This window comes from Amycolatopsis sp. cmx-11-12, assembly GCF_046269425.1.
In the GTDB taxonomy this organism is placed as follows: Bacteria; Actinomycetota; Actinomycetes; order Mycobacteriales; family Pseudonocardiaceae; genus Amycolatopsis.
Genome location: NZ_JADNQM010000004.1, coordinates 311260 through 327937 on the forward strand (window position 1 = coordinate 311260; position 16678 = coordinate 327937).

At 68.4% G+C, this 16678-nt stretch carries 18 protein-coding genes and 1 tRNA gene; 14 read left to right on the plus strand and 5 right to left on the minus strand.

What is annotated here, in order from left to right; all coding sequences use genetic code 11:
* Positions 1-4 precede the first annotated feature (4 nt).
* From ACLARN_RS08020 to ACLARN_RS08035, 4 genes are all read left to right on the plus strand, one after another.
* Complete coding sequence (locus ACLARN_RS08020; RefSeq protein ID WP_409490647.1) at positions 5-805, plus strand: SGNH/GDSL hydrolase family protein; 801 nt, start codon at positions 5-7, stop codon at positions 803-805.
* A complete protein-coding gene (locus ACLARN_RS08025; protein WP_409490648.1) occupies positions 784-1341 on the plus strand; it encodes a TetR/AcrR family transcriptional regulator in 558 nt (185 codons plus the stop codon). The genes ACLARN_RS08020 and ACLARN_RS08025 overlap by 22 nt, the downstream gene beginning before the upstream one ends.
* Before the next feature lie 249 nt (positions 1342-1590).
* Positions 1591-2763, plus strand: coding sequence for a sensor histidine kinase (locus ACLARN_RS08030; protein ID WP_409490649.1), 1173 nt, complete (start codon positions 1591-1593; stop codon positions 2761-2763).
* Complete coding sequence (locus ACLARN_RS08035) at positions 2760-3425, plus strand: response regulator (protein ID WP_409490650.1); 666 nt, start codon at positions 2760-2762, stop codon at positions 3423-3425. Before ACLARN_RS08030 ends, ACLARN_RS08035 begins: the two co-directional genes overlap by 4 nt.
* On the opposite strand, the gene ACLARN_RS08040 is transcribed toward ACLARN_RS08035, so the two are convergent.
* Complete coding sequence (locus tag ACLARN_RS08040; RefSeq protein WP_409490651.1) at positions 3389-4852, minus strand: phytoene desaturase family protein; 1464 nt, start codon at positions 4850-4852, stop codon at positions 3389-3391. The genes ACLARN_RS08035 and ACLARN_RS08040 overlap by 37 nt on opposite strands.
* Positions 4853-4946: 94 nt before the next feature.
* Between ACLARN_RS08040 and ACLARN_RS08045 the strand changes: the two genes are divergently transcribed.
* The 6 genes from ACLARN_RS08045 (at position 4947) to ACLARN_RS08070 (ending at position 9878) form a co-directional block, all read left to right on the plus strand.
* Entirely contained in the window at positions 4947-5681 is a 735-nt protein-coding gene (locus ACLARN_RS08045; RefSeq protein ID WP_409490652.1) for a DUF2786 domain-containing protein, read from the plus strand.
* Positions 5682-5736: 55 nt separating this feature from the next.
* Positions 5737-6222 carry a GNAT family N-acetyltransferase gene (locus tag ACLARN_RS08050; protein WP_409490653.1) on the plus strand — a complete coding sequence of 162 codons (486 nt, stop codon included), beginning with the start codon at positions 5737-5739 and terminating at the stop codon, positions 6220-6222.
* A gap of 48 nt (positions 6223-6270) precedes the next feature.
* A complete protein-coding gene (locus ACLARN_RS08055; protein ID WP_409490654.1) occupies positions 6271-6612 on the plus strand; it encodes an ArsR/SmtB family transcription factor in 342 nt (113 codons plus the stop codon).
* On the plus strand, positions 6609-6878 hold the full coding sequence (locus ACLARN_RS08060; RefSeq protein WP_364021820.1) for a hypothetical protein: 270 nt from the start codon (positions 6609-6611) through the stop codon (positions 6876-6878). Before ACLARN_RS08055 ends, ACLARN_RS08060 begins: the two co-directional genes overlap by 4 nt.
* A gap of 113 nt (positions 6879-6991) precedes the next feature.
* Positions 6992-9163: an MMPL family transporter gene (locus ACLARN_RS08065; protein ID WP_409490655.1), complete on the plus strand. Its 2172-nt coding sequence runs from the start codon at positions 6992-6994 to the stop codon at positions 9161-9163.
* Positions 9156-9878: a class I SAM-dependent methyltransferase gene (locus ACLARN_RS08070; RefSeq protein WP_409490656.1), complete on the plus strand. Its 723-nt coding sequence runs from the start codon at positions 9156-9158 to the stop codon at positions 9876-9878. Before ACLARN_RS08065 ends, ACLARN_RS08070 begins: the two co-directional genes overlap by 8 nt.
* On the opposite strand, the gene ACLARN_RS08075 is transcribed toward ACLARN_RS08070, so the two are convergent.
* Positions 9875-11257: a UTP--glucose-1-phosphate uridylyltransferase gene (locus tag ACLARN_RS08075; RefSeq protein ID WP_409490657.1), complete on the minus strand. Its 1383-nt coding sequence runs from the start codon at positions 11255-11257 to the stop codon at positions 9875-9877. The genes ACLARN_RS08070 and ACLARN_RS08075 overlap by 4 nt on opposite strands.
* 84 nt (positions 11258-11341) lie before the next feature.
* On the minus strand, positions 11342-11917 hold the full coding sequence (locus tag ACLARN_RS08080) for a 5-formyltetrahydrofolate cyclo-ligase (protein WP_409490736.1): 576 nt from the start codon (positions 11915-11917) through the stop codon (positions 11342-11344).
* Between the two features lie 218 nt (positions 11918-12135).
* Here ACLARN_RS08080 and glp point away from each other — a divergent pair, with 218 nt between their 5' ends.
* The 4 genes from glp (at position 12136) to ACLARN_RS08100 (ending at position 15202) form a co-directional block, all read left to right on the plus strand.
* Positions 12136-13407, plus strand: a complete 1272-nt coding sequence (gene glp, locus ACLARN_RS08085) for a gephyrin-like molybdotransferase Glp (protein WP_101610663.1) — start codon at positions 12136-12138, stop codon at positions 13405-13407.
* Entirely contained in the window at positions 13407-14078 is a 672-nt protein-coding gene (locus tag ACLARN_RS08090; protein ID WP_409490658.1) for a GNAT family N-acetyltransferase, read from the plus strand. Before glp ends, ACLARN_RS08090 begins: the two co-directional genes overlap by 1 nt.
* Before the next feature lie 161 nt (positions 14079-14239).
* The gene (gene glpR / locus ACLARN_RS08095; RefSeq protein WP_409490659.1) at positions 14240-15058 is read left to right on the plus strand and encodes a gephyrin-like molybdotransferase receptor GlpR; all 819 of its coding nucleotides are present in this window, start codon (positions 14240-14242) and stop codon (positions 15056-15058) included.
* A gap of 71 nt (positions 15059-15129) precedes the next feature.
* Positions 15130-15202 (plus strand) — tRNA-Ala (locus ACLARN_RS08100).
* 78 nt (positions 15203-15280) lie between these two features.
* Here ACLARN_RS08100 and xerC read toward each other — a convergent pair.
* Positions 15281-16495, minus strand: coding sequence for a tyrosine recombinase XerC (xerC, locus tag ACLARN_RS08105; RefSeq protein ID WP_409490660.1), 1215 nt, complete (start codon positions 16493-16495; stop codon positions 15281-15283).
* Positions 16495-16677, minus strand: coding sequence for an excisionase family DNA-binding protein (locus tag ACLARN_RS08110; RefSeq protein ID WP_409490661.1), 183 nt, complete (start codon positions 16675-16677; stop codon positions 16495-16497). Before ACLARN_RS08110 ends, xerC begins: the two co-directional genes overlap by 1 nt.
* Position 16678: the final 1 nt, after the last annotated feature.

Here is a 16678-nt window from a genome sequence, read left to right on the forward strand (position 1 = left end):
CTGGATGGGCTACCAACGTTTCGTCGCGCTCGGCGACAGCTGCGCCGAAGGGCTGGCCGATCCGCATCCGTCGGGTGGCTTCTACCGAGGCTGGGCGGACTTCGTCGCGGGGCGCCTCGCCGAGGACGAGCCCGGATTCCTCTACGCCAACCTCGCGGTCCGCGGCCGCAGGCTCGACCAGATCCACGCCGAGCAGACCGAGGCGGCCAGCAGGCTCCAGCCGGATCTGATCGCGTTGTTCGGCGGCGGCAACGACGTGATGAGCCGCGGCTGGGACGCGCGCACGGTCGCCCGCCGCGTCGACACGGCCATCCGCGCCTGCACCGAGATCGCGCCGCACGTCGTCACCTTCACCCTCAGCGACATCTCCCACCGCATGCCGATGGGTCACCGCATGCGCCCGCGCATCACCGCGCTGAACGACGCCGTCCGCGAGGCGTCCGTCAGCTACGGCGCGATCCTCGTCGACCTCTGGCCGGACCACGCGGCGCACGATTCCCGATATTTCGGCCCGGACCGGCTGCATCTGTCCGAGCAGGGCCATCGGCGCCTCGCCGGGCACGTGCTCGGCAAACTCGGCGTCGCCCACGACCCGGCCTGGCTCGAACCGCTCGCCGGTTCGGCCGGACGGCCCGGCCTGCGGGACGACCTGCGCTGGGTGACCCGCGAGGTCCTCCCGGTCGCGTTCAGCCGGTTCCGCAACCGGCTCGTCGGCCGCCAGCCGGGCGACGGCTTCCTGCCCAAGCGCCCGGATCTCCTGCCCGTCATCGAGGAGACCCGGTCGTGGGCGCCCGAACCCGCCTGATCGACACCGCCGCGAATCTGCTGGCCGAAGAAGGCGTCGGCGCGGTGACGCTGCGAGGGATCGCGAAAGCGGCCGGTGTCTCGCACGGAGCGCCGTTGCGGCATTTCTCCGGCCGCGCGGCCTTGCTCTCGGCCGTCGCCACCCGCGGTCACACCGAACTGCTCGACCGCGGCGGCGTCCTGCCGGACGGGACACCCCGGCAGCGGCTCATCGCCGCCTGCCACGGCTATCTCGACTTCGCGCTGGCCAATCCGGCGATGTTCGAGCTGATGTTCCGCCGGGATCTCATCGATCCGGACGATCCCGAACTCACGCGGATGAGCAGCGCCGTCTTCGACTTCTTCGCCGCACTGGTCGCCGAAGTCCAGAACGGCAACTGGCATCCGGCCACCGATCCGCGGCTGCTCGCGTCCTCACTGTGGGCGTCGCTGCACGGCCTCGCCCAACTGTGGCTCTGGGGCGGGCTGGCGGGCGCCAGCTTCGCGCCGTCACCGGAAAGCGCGCTGGCCGTCACGCTCGACGCCTACCTTGGCTGAAGCTCGGCGAAGAGGCGGTCCGTTCCGGGTATCCCCTCCCAGAAGGCCCTCTTACCCGGAGCGGGTCATCCTCTTCGCCGAGTTAGGGAATGGAAATGTCCATCCTGCTTCGACGTTAACCGGACTGATCACCACGCGGAATCCCCCCGAGTCGGAAGCCGGGGTAAACTTTGGCGGTATATCACCGGGTGAATACCGCGAAAGTTGCAGAAATTGGGCGCCTTAACGCTCCGACGGTAACTTTCGGAAGTGCCGTCCCTCGCCCAGCCCTTTCAGCTCCTCCGCGCACGGCCGCTCCTTACCGACTGCCTGATCACGACGGCCGCGGCCGCCCTCCTCGCGATGGGCGCGGCACCCCGCGGCGGTTCGTTCGGCGACCCGGTCGCGCCAGGGGTCGTCGTCCTCGCGGTCCTGATCGCCCTCCCGCTGATCGTCCGCCGACGTCATCCGATCGCGGTCCTGCTCACCTCGGTTTCGATCATGACCGTCTACACCGCGCTGGGCTATCGGGCCACCCTGGGCGAACCGGCGGCTTTCATCGCCGCGTACACGGTGTGGGCGCGGTATCCGCCCGCGAAAGCCGTGGCACCGACCATCGTCTGGGTCGTCCTTTTCGAGCTGGGCCTCGTGCTCGGCGAGGTACCGTCCTTCGTGGTCGACACCACCCGCCTGATCGCGCAGTGCGCGGGCACGATCATCGTCGGGCGGCTCGGCTACCTGCGCGCGGACAGGATGGTGGAACGCGCCGTCCGCGCGGAACGGGAAATCCGGCTCGAGGCGGAACAGGCCGTTGTCGAGGAACGCATCCGCATCGCCCACGAGCTGCACGACGTCGTGTCGCACCACATTTCGGTGATCTCGGTGCAGGCGAACCTCGCGCGCTACGTCTTCGAATCGTCCCCGGACACGGCGCGCTCCGCGCTGGACACCATCACCGGGACCACGACCGAAGCGCTCGACGAACTGCGGCGGCTGCTCGGGGTGCTGCGCCCACCACAGCGTGAACCCCGCGAATACCGGCCACAGCCCGGTCTCGCCGACCTTCCCGCGCTGGTCGCCCGCGTGCGTGAAGCGGGCCTCACGGTGAAGTCGCGGACCGTCGGCGAACCACGGCGGCTCCCTCCCGGCCAGCAACTGTGCGCCTATCGCATCGCGCAGGAAGCGCTTACCAACGTGCTGAAACACGCGGCGAAGGCGACCGCGGAACTCACCCTCGAATACGGCGAGGAAGCGCTCGTGCTGGGTATCCGCAATTCCGCTTCCGTGGAGACGCCGCCACCCAATCCGGCGGGGCAAGGCCTCATCGGAATGCGCGAACGGGCGAGAATGTACGGTGGTTCGATCGAAATGGGGCCCGCCGGATCCGGCGGTTTCGCGATCGAACTGACCCTTCCCTATCTGCCGCAGGAGCGAGCCCGGTGACCAGTGTGCTGGTGGTCGACGACCAGGATCTCGTCCGTGCGGGCTTCGTGGCCCTGCTCGACGCCGTTCCCGACGTGCGCGTCGCGGGTGAAGCACGAAACGGGCTCGAAGCCGTCGAGAAAGCACGCGCGCTGCGTCCCGACGTGATCCTGATGGACATCCGGCTGCCCGAACTCGACGGTGTCACGGCGACCGAGCGGATCCTCGCGCAGGCCGGGCCGGAGAAACCGAACGTGCTCATGCTGACGGTGTTCGATCTCGACGAGTACGTCTACACCGCGTTGCGCGCGGGCGCGGCGGGCTTCCTGCTCAAGGACAGCCCGCCGGAGACGCTGATCGCCGGGATCCACGCCGTCGCGCGCGGTGACATGCTGTTCGGCCCGACCATCACCCGGCGGCTGGTCGAGGCCTTCACCCAGGGGCCGCCGGAACGGCCGGCGCCCCCGCCCGCGCTGGCCAGGCTGACCGAACGGGAACTCGAAGTGCTGCGGTTCGTCGGCACCGGCATGCCGAACGCCGACATCGCGCGGACCCTGCTGGTCAGCGAGGCCACGGTGAAGACGCATCTGAACCGCGTGATGACGAAACTCAGGATCTCCAGCCGGGCCCAAGCCGTGGTGGTGGCCTACGAAACGGGTCTCGTGCGGCCTCGCGGTTCCTGAACGAGCTTCTCGAAGTCCTTGCCCAGTACGGCTTTCGCGGCGTACCAGCCGCCCATCCCGTGCACGCCGGGCCCCGGCGCCGTCGCGGCCGAGCACAGGAAGACACCGCCGAGCGGGGTCCGGTGCGGGTTCCACCGCGCGACGGGCCGTCCGAGCACCTGACGCAGGTTCACCGCGCCGGCGGCGACGTCACCGCCCGGGTAGTTCGCGTTGTACGCCTCGAGTTCCGGCGCGGTGAGGCAGCGGCTCGCCAGGATCGTGTCGGAGAACCCGGGCGCGAACCGCTCGATCCGCCGTCGGACGATTCCGGTGGCGTCACGGGGATCTCCGTGCGGCACATGGCAATACGCCCACACTGGCCGTTTGCCCGGCAACCCGCGGGACGGGTCGATCGCCATCGGATCGGACACGAGCACGAAGCGGTCGTCCGGATCTTCCCCCCGCACGATGGCGTTTTCGGCGGCGTACACCGCGTCGCGGGTGCCGCCGAGGTGGACGGTGCCCGCCTTGCCGACCTCCGGCACCGCCCACGGAACCGGTTCGGACACCAGGAAATCGACCTTCGCCGCGCCGGGACCGTAGCGGTAGGACTCCAGCGCTTTCCGGTAGCGCGGCGGCATCAGGTCGCGGGCGATGTCGAGGAAGCCGCGCGGGGCGATGTCGAGGATCACCGTCCGCGATTTCGCCAGTTGCCGCAGGTCGGTGATCCGGCTGCCGGTGTGGATCCGCCCGCCGTGCGCGCGGACGTCGGCGGCGAGTGCCTCGCTGATGGTCTGGCTTCCGCCACGGGCGATCGGCCAGCCGGTCGAGTGCGCGAGGTGGCCGAGCAGGAGCGTCGCGCCCGCCGCGGCGAGTGAGGGCTGGCGGCTCATCACGTGCGCGGAGACACCGGAGAGCAGCGCGGGCGCTTCGGGACCGGTGAAAAAGCGGCGCTCCAGCCCGGAAGCGAGCAGCGCCATCCGAGCGGGGAGGAGGGCGGCGATCCGGGGGTCGCGGGGTGGCCGGCGAAGGTCTCCGAGCAGGAGATCGGCCAGTTCGCGGCTGCGTTCGGCCAGCGGGCCCAGCAAACGGCGCCACCGGGGGCCGTCCGCTCCGAGGGCGTCACAGGTCCGGTCGAGGTCTTCGTAGGCGAGTCCGGCGCGGCCACCGTCGAGCGGGTGCGCGTACGCGATCTCCGGCCTCAGGAGGTCGACCCCGTGCCCGGCGAGATCGAACCAGCGGAAGAAGGGGGACGCCGCGGCCATCGGATGCCCGGTGGCGCAGATGTCGTGGCGGACGTCGTCGTCGAACAGCGAAGCCGTCCGCGTTCCCCCGCCGATCTCGTCCGCCGCTTCGTGGATCTCGACCGACAGCCCCGCCCTGACCAGCAAGACCGCCGCCGCGAGCCCGTTCGGGCCGGAACCGACCACCGACACGTCGATCGACATACCACCCCCTTGCCGGGATCCGAACATCTCACCCGAATATTGTCGGACCCCTCTCCTAGGTTGATCCGCTTCAACCCAATCAGGAAGGGGGGCCATGCCCGATCACGACACGCTGCTCGCGCGCGTCCGGAAACTTCTCGCGAAAGCGGAGGATCCGGCGGTCACCGAGGCCGAAGCCGAGTCCTACAACACCAAGGCCGCCGAGCTGATCGCCAGGTACGGCATCGATCAAGCGCTGCTGGCCGCCTCCGGGGCGACAGCCGACGAGATCACCCAGATCATGATCCCGCTCGACAACCCGTACAGCCGTGACAAGGCGGGACTGCTCACCAACATCGCGCATCCGCTGCGCTGCCGGGCCCTGCTGCACCGGCTCGGCCAGTCCGTCACCGCGGTGACGGTGTTCGGTTTCCGCACCGATCTGGAGCGGACCGAACTGCTGTACACGAGCCTGCTGTTGCAGGCGACCACCCAGCTGACCAGGGTCCGCCCGGAGAGCCGCGTGTTCGCGGGCGAATCGCTGGCCGCGTACCGGCGCACCTGGCTGCACGGATTCTCCGGCGCGGTCTACGAACGGCTCCGCAACAGTGAAGACACCGCGGCCCGCACCCACACCGCCACCGCGGGCCGTCGCTCCGCCGAACTGGTGATCCAGGACCGGACGGCGATGGTCAAACAGGCATACGACGAACAGTACGGCGATCTGCGCTCGGCGCCGCCGAGGCGGCTGTCCGGCAGCGGCTACCTCGACGGGCATTCCGCCGGCGAGCGCGCCAACCTCAACACCACCGGCCTCACCGGACGGCGCCGCGCGCTGCCGGTGCGTTAGGCCCACCCCGAAAGCCACCTCGTGAGAGCAAGTGTCCTCGGGTTCTACTGAGGACATGATCGTGATCGAAGACCTGGCCACCCGCTGGCCGGAGTATTTCCTCGTGCTGCTGGAAGACGGTGTCCCGGTGGCGAGAGCGGCCGCCGTCCCGGTCGGGTTCCCGACGGCCGAACGCCCGGAACTGCCGGACCACGGCTGGGACGCCGCCCTGATCTGGGCCGCGGAAGACCTGCTGAGCACCCGTGAGACGAATACGCTGATCGCACTCGAAGTGATGGTCGCGCCAGGCCGCCGTGGTGGCGGCCTGGCCACGAAAGCGTTGGAAGCACTGAAGAAGCGCGCCTCGGAGACAGGTATGCGCAACCTCGTCGTGCCGGTCCGCCCGGCCGGGAAGGAGACGAACCCGGACTGTCCTTTGAGGACTACGTCGCTCGCCGTCGCCCAGATGGACTGCCGGGTGGGATCGCGCCGGTTCTCGCCTCCTCGGCGCTGGACGTCGGCGTGTACGTGGAACCGAACGTCTGGCTGGAACACCTGGTAGATCGAGCCAGCACCTGCTAGGTTTCTTTGGCATGTGCAGGAGTTCGCCATGACCGCCACCGGACCCTCCGGCGACGAGCTGTTGCGGCTGCTGGGGGCACTGGCGAATCCGCACCGGCTGCGGATCGTCGCGGCGCTCCGCGCGGAGCGCGCGTACGTGAGCCAGCTGGCGCGAGAGCTCGGCATCAGCCGGGCGCTGTTGCAGCTCCACCTGCGCAAACTGGAGGCGGTCGGGCTCGTTTCGGCCTCACTGGAGCTGTCGGAGGACGGGAAGGCGATGAAATTCTACGAGGTGAAACCGTTCCTGGTCGAGCTGAGCCCCGGCACCATCGCCGCCGCGGCGCCGACGCTCACCTCACCGGACACCGTCGATCAGGGGGAACGACCGTGAAGTGGCATCAATGGCAGGAGGTCGCCGGGCTGATCGGCATCTTCGTGTTCCTCACCGTGGTGATCACGGTGGTCGTGTGGCAGTTCGGCGCGACCATCCGGGCCAGGGGTGCGCTCGCGCGCGAACAGGAATACCGCAGGCTCGCCGAAAAGGCCGTCCAGGCGCAGGAAGAGACCGAACGCAAACTCACCGAACTCGACGGGCGCCTCGCGGATCTCCAGAAGAGCGTGGGCTCGGTCGAACGGATCCTCAAGGAGGTCGACTGACCACCGGCCCGGAAAGACCCTGGGCCGCCGAGCGGCAACTCGACGGCCCAGGAAAGAAGAAGCAAAAACCTCGCCCGAGGCATCTCACTCCTTCACGCAAAGGACTGTAGTTCATGCTGCCCGAAAGAATCGCCGCCTGGTCCGTGCGGCACCGCGCGCTCACCCTCGTCGGCTGGGTCGCCCTCGTCGTCATCGCCCTGTTGTCGGGAACGCTGCTGGACGGTGAAAGCCGCAGGAGCACCGATCCCGGCGAATCCGGCCGCGCGCAGACCGCCTTGAACGCCCAGAGCACCTTCGCCCCCTTACGAGAGAACGTCCTCATCGAGGCGAAGAACCCCGGCTCACCGCCGTTCGCCGCCAACGAAGAACTCCGGCGGGCGACCGAAGACCTGGTCACCACGCTCACCACATCCGGCTCCGTCACCGACGTCCGCTCGCCACTGGCCTCCGACGGCGCCGAACGGGTCTCGACCGACGGCGCGTCCGGTCTCGTCGGCTTTGCGATCGCAGGCGGGGAGAAGGACATCCGCCCGAACTTCGAGGCCGCGGCCGCGCAGGTCGACGTCGTCGCCGCCCGGCATCCGTCGGTCCGGTTGGGCCTGTCCGGAGATCTCAGCCTGTCGACCGTGGTCGACAAGGGCATCCGGGAGGACGTCAAGCGTTCGGAGTTCCTGTCCCTGCCGATGACGCTGGTGATCCTGCTGATCGTCTTCGGAGCGCTGGTCGCGGCGTCGGTCCCGTTGCTGCTGGCGGGCACGAGTGTCGCGGCGACGTTCGGGTTCCTCTCCGTCGTCGACGACTTCACCCCGATCAACAGCGCGACGACGGTGATCACTCTGCTCATCGGGATGGCCGTCGGCGTCGACTATTCGCTGTTCTTCCTCCGGCGGCAACGAGAAGAACGCGCGCGAGGCCACTCCGTCGACGACGCCATCCGAATCTCTGCGAAGACGTCCGGGCACGTCGTGGTCGTCTCCGGGATCACGGTCGTCCTGTGCGTGAGCGGGCTGGTGTTCACCGGACTCGACAACTTCACCGGCCTCGCGATCAGCACGGCGTTCGTGGTCGGCCTGGCCGTGCTCGGCTCGGTCACCGTGCTGCCCGCGCTGCTCTCCCTGCTGGGAGACAAGGTCGATCGCGGCAGGATCCCCTGGCTGGGCAAGCGGCGCACCGCCGCGGAGAACTCGCGGTTCTGGTCCGCGACCGCCCGCGCGGTCACCCGGCGGCCCGCACTGTGGGGCGGGCTCGCGACCGCGCTGCTGGTCCTGCTCACGCTGCCCGCGCTCGGCATGCGCCTGCAGGATCCGACACCGGCGGAGAGCCTGCCGCGCTCGATGGCGACGATCGACGCCGCGGTCCGCACCCAGGAAGCCTTCCCCGGGGTCGTCTACCCGGCGACGGTGGTGCTGACGGCCGAGAACGGCGGCCCGGTGGACAGCCCGGCGCTGCGGTCCGCGATCACGGACCTCGAACGCCGGATCGGCGAGACCGGTGGGGTGCTCAACAAACCGATCGCCGTCTCCGACGTCGGCGACGCGGTGGTCGTCCGAGTCCCGCTGTCCGGGGCGGGTCGCGACCCGGAAGCCGACGCCGCGCTGGCGAAACTGCGCACCGAGGTGCTTCCCGCGACGATCGGCGAGGTCGACGGCGTCGAGTTCGCGGTGTCGGGCCGCACGGCGAGCGCCCGCGACTTCGCCGACCGGGTGATCGAGCGAATGCCGCTGGTCTTCGGTTTCGTGCTGCTGGCGGCGTTCTTGTTGCTGCTGCTGGCGTTCCGGTCCGTGGCGGTGTCACTCGTGTCGATCGTGCTCAACCTGCTGTCGATCGGCGCGGCCTACGGCGTGCTCACCTGGATCTTCCAGGACGGCCATTTCGCCTCCCTGCTGGGATTCACCCCGTACGGCGGGGTGGTCGGCTGGCTGCCGATGTTCATGTTCGTCCTGCTGCTCGGGCTGAGCATGGACTACCACATCTTCATCCTCAGCCGGATCCGCGAACGCCGGGGCGACGGCGCCGTCACCGCGATCGTCCGCGGCACCGGCACGAGCGCGGGGGTGGTCAGCAGCGCGGCGGTGATCATGGTCGGCGTGTTCAGTGTCTTCATCACGCTGAGCGCGATCGAGTACAAGATGATGGGCGTCGGGATGGCGGTCGCCGTGCTGATCGACGCCACGCTGGTCCGCGGGGTGTTGCTGCCCGCTTTCCTGGCGCTGCTGGGAGAACGGGCCTGGCGTAAATCCGTGGCACCCGAACGCGTCCCGGAACTATCGTCGCCGAATGCCTGACGCGCTCTTCGCCCACGCACGGCTCGCACCGATCTACGACGCCTTCGACGGCGCTCGCGACGACCTGGACCATTACCTCGCCATCATCGGCGAACTCGGGGCGAAGAGAGTGCTCGACGTCGGCTGCGGCACCGGCTGCCTCGCCGTTCTCCTCGCCGGACGCGGGATCGAGGTCGTGGGCGTCGATCCGGCCGAAGCGTCGTTGGAGATCGCGAAGGCCAAGGACCCGGACGGGAAGATCACCTGGATCCACGGTGACGCGAAGGCGGCGGGTGAGGCGGGCGCCGATCTCGCGGTGATGACCGGGAACGTGGCCCAGGTCTTCCTGACCGACGACGAGTGGAGCCGGACTCTCGAAGGCGTCCACACCGCGTTGGCGCCGGGCGGGCACCTGGTGTTCGAGATCCGGCGTCCGGGCCGCCGTGTCTGGGAGGACTGGGCCGCCGACACCGCGCACGACACCATCGACGTCCCGGGCGTCGGCGAGGTCGAGCAGTGGCGCGAGGTCACCGAGGTGGACCTCCCGTTCGTCTCGTTCCGGTACAGCTACCGGTTCGAAGACGGCGAGGTCGTCACCTCGGATTCGAAACTCTGGTTCCGCGAGCGCGAAGACCTGGAAGCACTGTTGAGCGAACACGGCTTCCGCGTCCTGGACGTCCGGGACGCCCCCGACCGTCCAGGACGCGAGTACGTGTTCATCGCCCAGCGAACCTAAAGGGTTTCGCCGTCCGGAACGGTTTTCGGACCGGTGATCTTCACGTCGCCCCGGACGACGACGTTCTTCCCGAAGGTGACGTCGCCGTCCACTTCGAGGCTCGTGCACTCCCTGAGCGAGGGAGCGTCGGGGATGCGTGCGTCGAAGTCCGGCAGGAGCTTGTAGAACTCCTTGCTCAGCGACACGACCGGCGGGGTGGTGGTGGTGGTGGTGAACTCGGGGATCATCTCCCCGCCGTCGTCGAGCACATACGCGTCGGAGCGGACGACGAGCAGGTCGTCGGTGGTTTTGACCGGGGCGAACCGGGACCGCGGGATCTCGATGGCCCGCGCGCCCTCGAGCGAACCGATCGCCGCACCCATCGCCGTTTCGAGCTGGATCACCGGCGTGCTGGCCGCGTCGGCCGGGTCGACGGTCTTCCGGTTCACGATCAGCGGCAGCGCCGGCGCGGCCGGGTCGGCGTCCTGCAAGGCCTTCAGGCGTTCGAGGTCGAACCAGATGTTGTTGGTGTTGAAGAAGCGCCATTTGGCGACATCGCCGAACGAGTCGTCACCGTCGGGCACCTGCGCGGACTCGCGCAGGACGATCCGGCCGTCGCGCAGCGCGAGGTGCCCGCCCTTGCGGTCGGCCGCGGTGCCGAGCACGGTCTCCATCGCGAACGGGATGTCCTCGTTTGCGAGCCACGCGGCGATCCGGGCGTCCGGGAGCGCGCCGAGGTTGTCGGCGTTGGACACGAAACACCAGCGGATGCCTTGCGCCAGCAGCAGATCGAGCATTCCGCTCACCGCGAGCGCGATGTAGATGTCGCCGTGCCCCGGCGGGCACCATTCGAGTTCCGGGTTCGCGGGCCAGTCGGCGGGCTTCCCGTCGGCGGTGATCTTCGGTTCGCGTCCCTGGAGGAAGTCGGCCGGGATGACCTCGTCGGCGAGATCGGGATACTTCTTCAGCAACTCCAGCGAAGGCTCGCGGGTACCCGCCGAATTCATCAGGATGAGCGGCAGGCGCGCACCGTACTTCTCGCGGGTCGAGAGCACCTGCATTGCGATGACGTCGAGGAACGTCTTCCCCGGTTTGATTTCCAGCAACGATTTCGGCCCGGTGAGCCCCATGCTCGTACCGAGACCGCCGTTGAGCTTGAGAACGGCCGTGCGGTCCAGTACCCGGCGCGCTTCTTCGGCGTCCGGCTCGGGTAGCTCCACGAGCCTGCTGATGTCACCGAGAGGTTCGAGTTCGTTTCCCGGCAATTCACCGGCGCCGGGTTCGGACAGCTGCTCGAGCCGTCGTCGCAGGGCGGCCAGTTCCATGGCGTGTGCCCCCGCGGAACGCATTTTCGACAGCGTTTCGGCGAAACGATCGGACAGGTGCGCGTCAGAGCTCATTGTGCCCTTTCTGAACCACTGCGTCGGGGCGTCAGTGTATTACCGGCCGCGGAGCAGCACTTTGGTCCGGGGTCAGCACTCCGGCTATCCAGGCATTACCGGCCGCGGGGCCACCCCCTGGTCCGGGGTCAGCACCCCGGTCATCCGGACATCGTGCGGTTCCGCGGGCAGGGCGCGGACGAGTTCGGCGTCCCGGACGACGGCGATCAGCGCGGCACCCGGCGCGGCGAAGGAGAGTGACCGGTCGTAATACCCGGCGCCCCTGCCGAGCCGGACGCCTTCGTCGTCGACGGCGAGCGCGGGGATCAGCACCAGATCGGCCGTCCCCAGCGTGTCGGGACCGAGCCGACTGCCCGTCGGTTCGAGCAGTCCGCGCAACCGCCCCGGCCCGAGTGTCGACGGGCCTTCGTAGGCGGCCCAGCCGAGCGGCCCCGGCTCGTCGGGCACGATCGGCAGCAGGACACGTTTGCCCTGGTCGAGAAGTTGATCAAGGAGCAGTGTCGAGCCCGGTTCGGTCCCGAACGGCACATACGCGCAGACGACCGCGCCCGGCAGCCGCGCGGCCGCGGCGGCCAGCGACACCGCCTCTCGCTCTCGGTCCTCCGACACCTGTGAACGCCGTTCGGCGGTTATCCGAGAACGCCACTCCGCTTTGCTCAGGTGTTCATTGCCGGGCTTGCCCACGTGGTCAGGTTAGGCTTCACGCCTATGACAGGCGCAGCGACCACCCCGGCGGCACGGACGACGAGGAGCTTGCCCGATCGGGCGATTTCCATGACTTCGGACCGCATCACTCCTGGTAACGGTGGTGAACTTCAGTTCACCGACGGGCCTTTATCGCGTGCCTGGTCGAACGAACGGATCGAGATCCCCCAGTCATGACGGAGCCCATCGCCGAAGCGGCCGAGACCGAAGACGCGGGACAGTTCCGTTCCGTCGAGGATCAGATCGCGCTGACCCTGGACGCCGCGGTACGCCCGCGCCCGGTCCGGGTCGCCATCTCCGAGGCCCAAGGCCTCCTGTGTGCCGAAGAGGTCGTCGCCGAACACGCGCTGCCCGGTTTCGACCAGGCCGCCATCGACGGTTACGCGGTACGAAGCGTCGACGTCCGCACCGCGGGCCAGGAGCCGGTGCAGTTGCCGGTGGTCGGCGAGATCGCCGCCGGTTCACGCCAGCCGCGGCGGTTGCAGCCGGGCCAGGCCGTGCGGGTCGACACCGGCGCGCCGCTGCCCACGCTCGCCGACGCCGTCGTCCCGACCGCGTACACCGACGGCCACCAGGCCAAGGTCACCGTGCACAAGTCGGTGCCGTCCGCCGGCTACGTGCGCCGGACCGGCGAGGACGTGCAGATCGGCGACGTCGCCGTCCGCAAGGGCGACACCATCGGCTCGGCGCAGGTCGGCCTGCTCGCCGCGGTCGGCAGGGCGAAGGTACTGGTGTACCCGCGGCCACGGGTTTCGATCGTGTCCGTCGGCGACGAACTGGTCGACATCGACCGCACCCCGTCGGTCGGGCAGGTCTACGACGTCAACTCCTACGCGCTGTCCGCGGCCGCGCGGGACGCGGGCGCCGAGGTGAGCCGTGTCGGCATCGTCCCCGGCGATCCGAAACGGTTGCGCGAGATCGTCGAAGGCCGCCTGCTGATGTCGGAGATCGTCGTCGTCGCGGGCGGTGCCGGCGGAAGCGCGGGCGACGAGGTGCACGCGGCGCTGTCCGACCTCGGCCACATCGACATGACCCGCGTCGGCATGCACCCCGGTTCGGTGCAGGGCTTCGGCAGGCTCGGCCCCGATTCGGTGCCGACGTTCCTGATCCCCGGCAACCCGATGAGCGCGCTCGTCGTGTTCGAGGTGCTGGTCCGCCCGCTGATCCGCGCCGCGCGCGGCACCCGCAACCCGCACCGCCGGATCGTCGGCGCGCGGCTGCTCTCCCCGATCACCTCGACCAAGGGACGCAAAGGCTTCCTGCGCGGGCAACTGCTGCGCGACGAGGGCAACGGCGAGTACCTGGTGCAGCCGCTCGGCACCTCCGGCGCGCATCTGCTCGCGTCGCTGGCCGAGGCGAACTGCCTGATCAACATCGACGAAGACCTCACCGAGGTCGCCGCGGGCGAGCAGGTCAAGGTGACCTTCCTGGCCCAGCGGGCGTAATGGGCGCACCGATCTCCGGCGGCGCGTATCCGATCGAGAGCAGGCACCCGGGCTGGCCCGCGAAACTCGGGCCGCTCCGGGTGCCAGCCGGTGTCCTCACCGTCCGCCCGGTCCGGCTGCGGGACGCCGCCGAGTGGAGCCGCGTCCGGCTGCGGGACCGCGAGCACCTCGAGATGTGGGAACCGACCGGCATCGGACCGTGGCCGGATCGCAACGCGTTCTGGTCGTGGCCGTCGCAATGGCTGGCCCTGCGCGGCCTGGCCCGGCGCGGACAGTGCCTTCCGTTCACTATCACGGTGGATGGACGCTTCGCCGGGCAGATCACTGTGGGTAACGTCATCCGGGCGTCGCTCCGGTCGGCCTGGATCGGTTACTGGGTGTCATCGGACACCGTCCGCGGCGGTGTCGCGACCGGCGCCGTCGCCCTCGTCACCGACCACGTCTTCGATTTCGGCGGTTTGCACCGGCTCGAGGCGACCGTCCGCCCCGAAAACACCCCCAGCCTGCGGGTTCTCAACAAAGTCGGGTACCGGCAAGAGGGCCTTTTCGAGCGCTATCTCGATGTCGCGGGCGGCTGGCGGGACCACTTCTGCTACGCCGTCACCAAGGAGGAGACCGGTGACGGACTGGTCTCCCGGCTCGTCGCGAAGGGCCTCGCCGAGCGCGTTTGACCCCATCACCGGGTCGTTCCAGTGACCGCGTTACCACAAACTGTGAGATTCACCTAATTTGGTGATGCATTTTCCGTGATCGAAACCGGCGAGTCTGCGCGGCGTGTGTGACTGTTGTGGCTAGCGTGACTACAGCAGTGGATCGGGGGAGGTGACGGGAGATGCCCAGTTCGGTGATCATCGTCGCGCTCGCAGCGGCATGGCTCGTCGTTCTCGTGCCCATGGTCGCCCGCAAGCGCCAGCAGGTCGCTCGGACGACGGACTCGGCCCTGGCGGCGCGAGTCGTGCGGAGCGGGAGCACACGCCAAGAGGGACCGGAGGAGTTCGCCATGGCGGAGAACACGGAACCGTCGGTAGAAGACGACCTGGCCGAGCTCGAGGCCGAACTCGACGCCGACCTCGAAGACGAGGAGCCGGAAGCCGAACCGCTTCCCCAGCCCTCGCGCGGGTCGCACACCGAAAGAGAACGCCAAAGCGCGGGCTACCGGCCCGGCCGAGGCGGATTCGACCCCGAGGCGGCCGACATCGCCGCACGCGCCAAGTACGCGTTCCGGCAGCGGATCGTCATCGCGCTCCTGGTGCTGGTGGTCACGACCGCGGTCGTCGCCGGTTTCCTGACCCCGATGGTCTGGTGGGCCAACGGTGTCGTCGACGCCGTCCTCATCGGCTACCTCGCGTACCTGCGCCGCCAGGTCCGCATCGAGAACGACATCCGGCAGCGCCGCCTCGCCCGCTACAACAACACCCGCACCCCACGCCGCCCGCCGAACGCCGACGACGAAACGCACGAGTCCCGCGAGTCCCACGAGGACATCGAGGTCGTCGCCGCCGAACGTCCGGCTGTCGTGGAGCGCAAGCCGTCCCCGATGTCCCGCCTCCGGCGCCAAGCCGTCGTCGTCGACCTCGACGACGAGGACCCGGCCTTCCACGAGCTCGACGAGCCCGGGACCAGGCCTTTCCGCCGGGCCTCCGGAGAGTGACCCCCGAGTTTTGGAGCTCCATGAACCACTGATAGGCTCATGGAGCTCCAAACGAGGGGCAAGTTTCATCAGGGGCTGTAGCGCAGTTGGTAGCGCGTCTCGTTCGCATCGAGAAGGTCAGGGGTTCGATTCCCCTCAGCTCCACCGCAGGTCAAAGGCCCTTCCCAGGGATATGGGAAGGGCCTTTTTGCTACCCGTACAGCAGCGAAGTACAGCAGCAGGTCATTGCAGGCTGTCGCCGAGCTTCTTGAGCGCCGCCCGCGTCTGGTCCGACGAAATCTCGGTGTAGATCTCCATCGTGACCGCGAACTGAGCGTGCCGGAGAATCCGCATCGCGACCCGAGGGTGCACGTCGAGATCCGCCAGCAACGACCCGCAGGAGCGACGACCGTCGTGCACGGTGATGTACCGGACACCCGCCTTCCTGCACCGCGTCGCCCACGACCGGAGGAAGTTACGCGGCTCGATCGGCGTGCCGTGCTCTGTCGTGAACACGAGTCCGCTGTCCAGCCAGGCGTCTGCCTTCTCCTTGTCCCTCCCCCGACGCTCCAGCCGCAGCTTCAACGCGGCTGTGACAATGTCGATCAGGGGCATGGTGTCGTCAGACGTCGGTGTCTTCGTCTGACGATGCAGGAGCTTCTTCTGGACCCTTTGCAACTGCCAGGAGATATCCAGCTCCGACGTCTCGAAGTTGATCGCCTCATCAGGAATGCCGAGCACTTCACCCTCACGCATGCCCATGATCAGGACGAGGGCATACGCCGCGTACAGCGGATCGTTCTCGGACTTGGCCGACTCCAGGAACTTCCGAGCCTCATCACTGGACCACCGTTGCCGCTTCGGCTTCCGGAGAGTCGGCAGGGTCACGAGCGCCACCACGTTGCGACTGATCAACTCTTCGCGACACGCGTAGTTCAACGCGCTACGCAGGCAGTCCCGAATGTCTTTGATCGTGCGACCCGACGGTGCTTGCTCGCAGCATCGCCCGAGCGCGCAACACCGCTGTTTGGCCCGAGACCTACGAGCATCCTTCCCCTGTGCACAGCACTGGCACACCAAAGGCAACTTGTTGACCCACTTCTGTGCCTCACGAAGTTGCAGACGGTCGAGACGCTTGTCTCCCAAGAACGGAGCGATGTACCGCCGAACGAAAAGCTCGTAGTTCACGTACGTCTTGGGTGCCCGGTTCGGTCGGATGACCTCCTCAAGCCAGTAGTGCAAGTACGGCCCCAAGTTCGGAACCCGAGTCGCTACCGGCCCTTTCTTGGCTTCCTGGTGCAGCGTCAACCACTTCTCGTGGACTTCCTCGCGCGTCTTCCCGTAGACGTACTTGCGCTTCCTCTCCCCGCTGGGAGTCGTGACCCACACGTAGGCAGCGAAGCCGTTGCGATGGGGGTAAATCGAGCCTTCCCCGTCAGCACGTGCCTTCCCAGTCATCAGGCAGCCTCCGCCACTCGATCGTTGATGTACTGATCAACCCATTCAGGGAGAATCCGCCGGTTGTGACCGTCCTTAACGGACTGAATACGCCCGGTAGCCACCAGCATCTTTGTCTTCGACAGTCCGTAGCCCAGCATCTCCGCCACCTCGGCAACGGTGTGCCATTTACGCGTGATCATC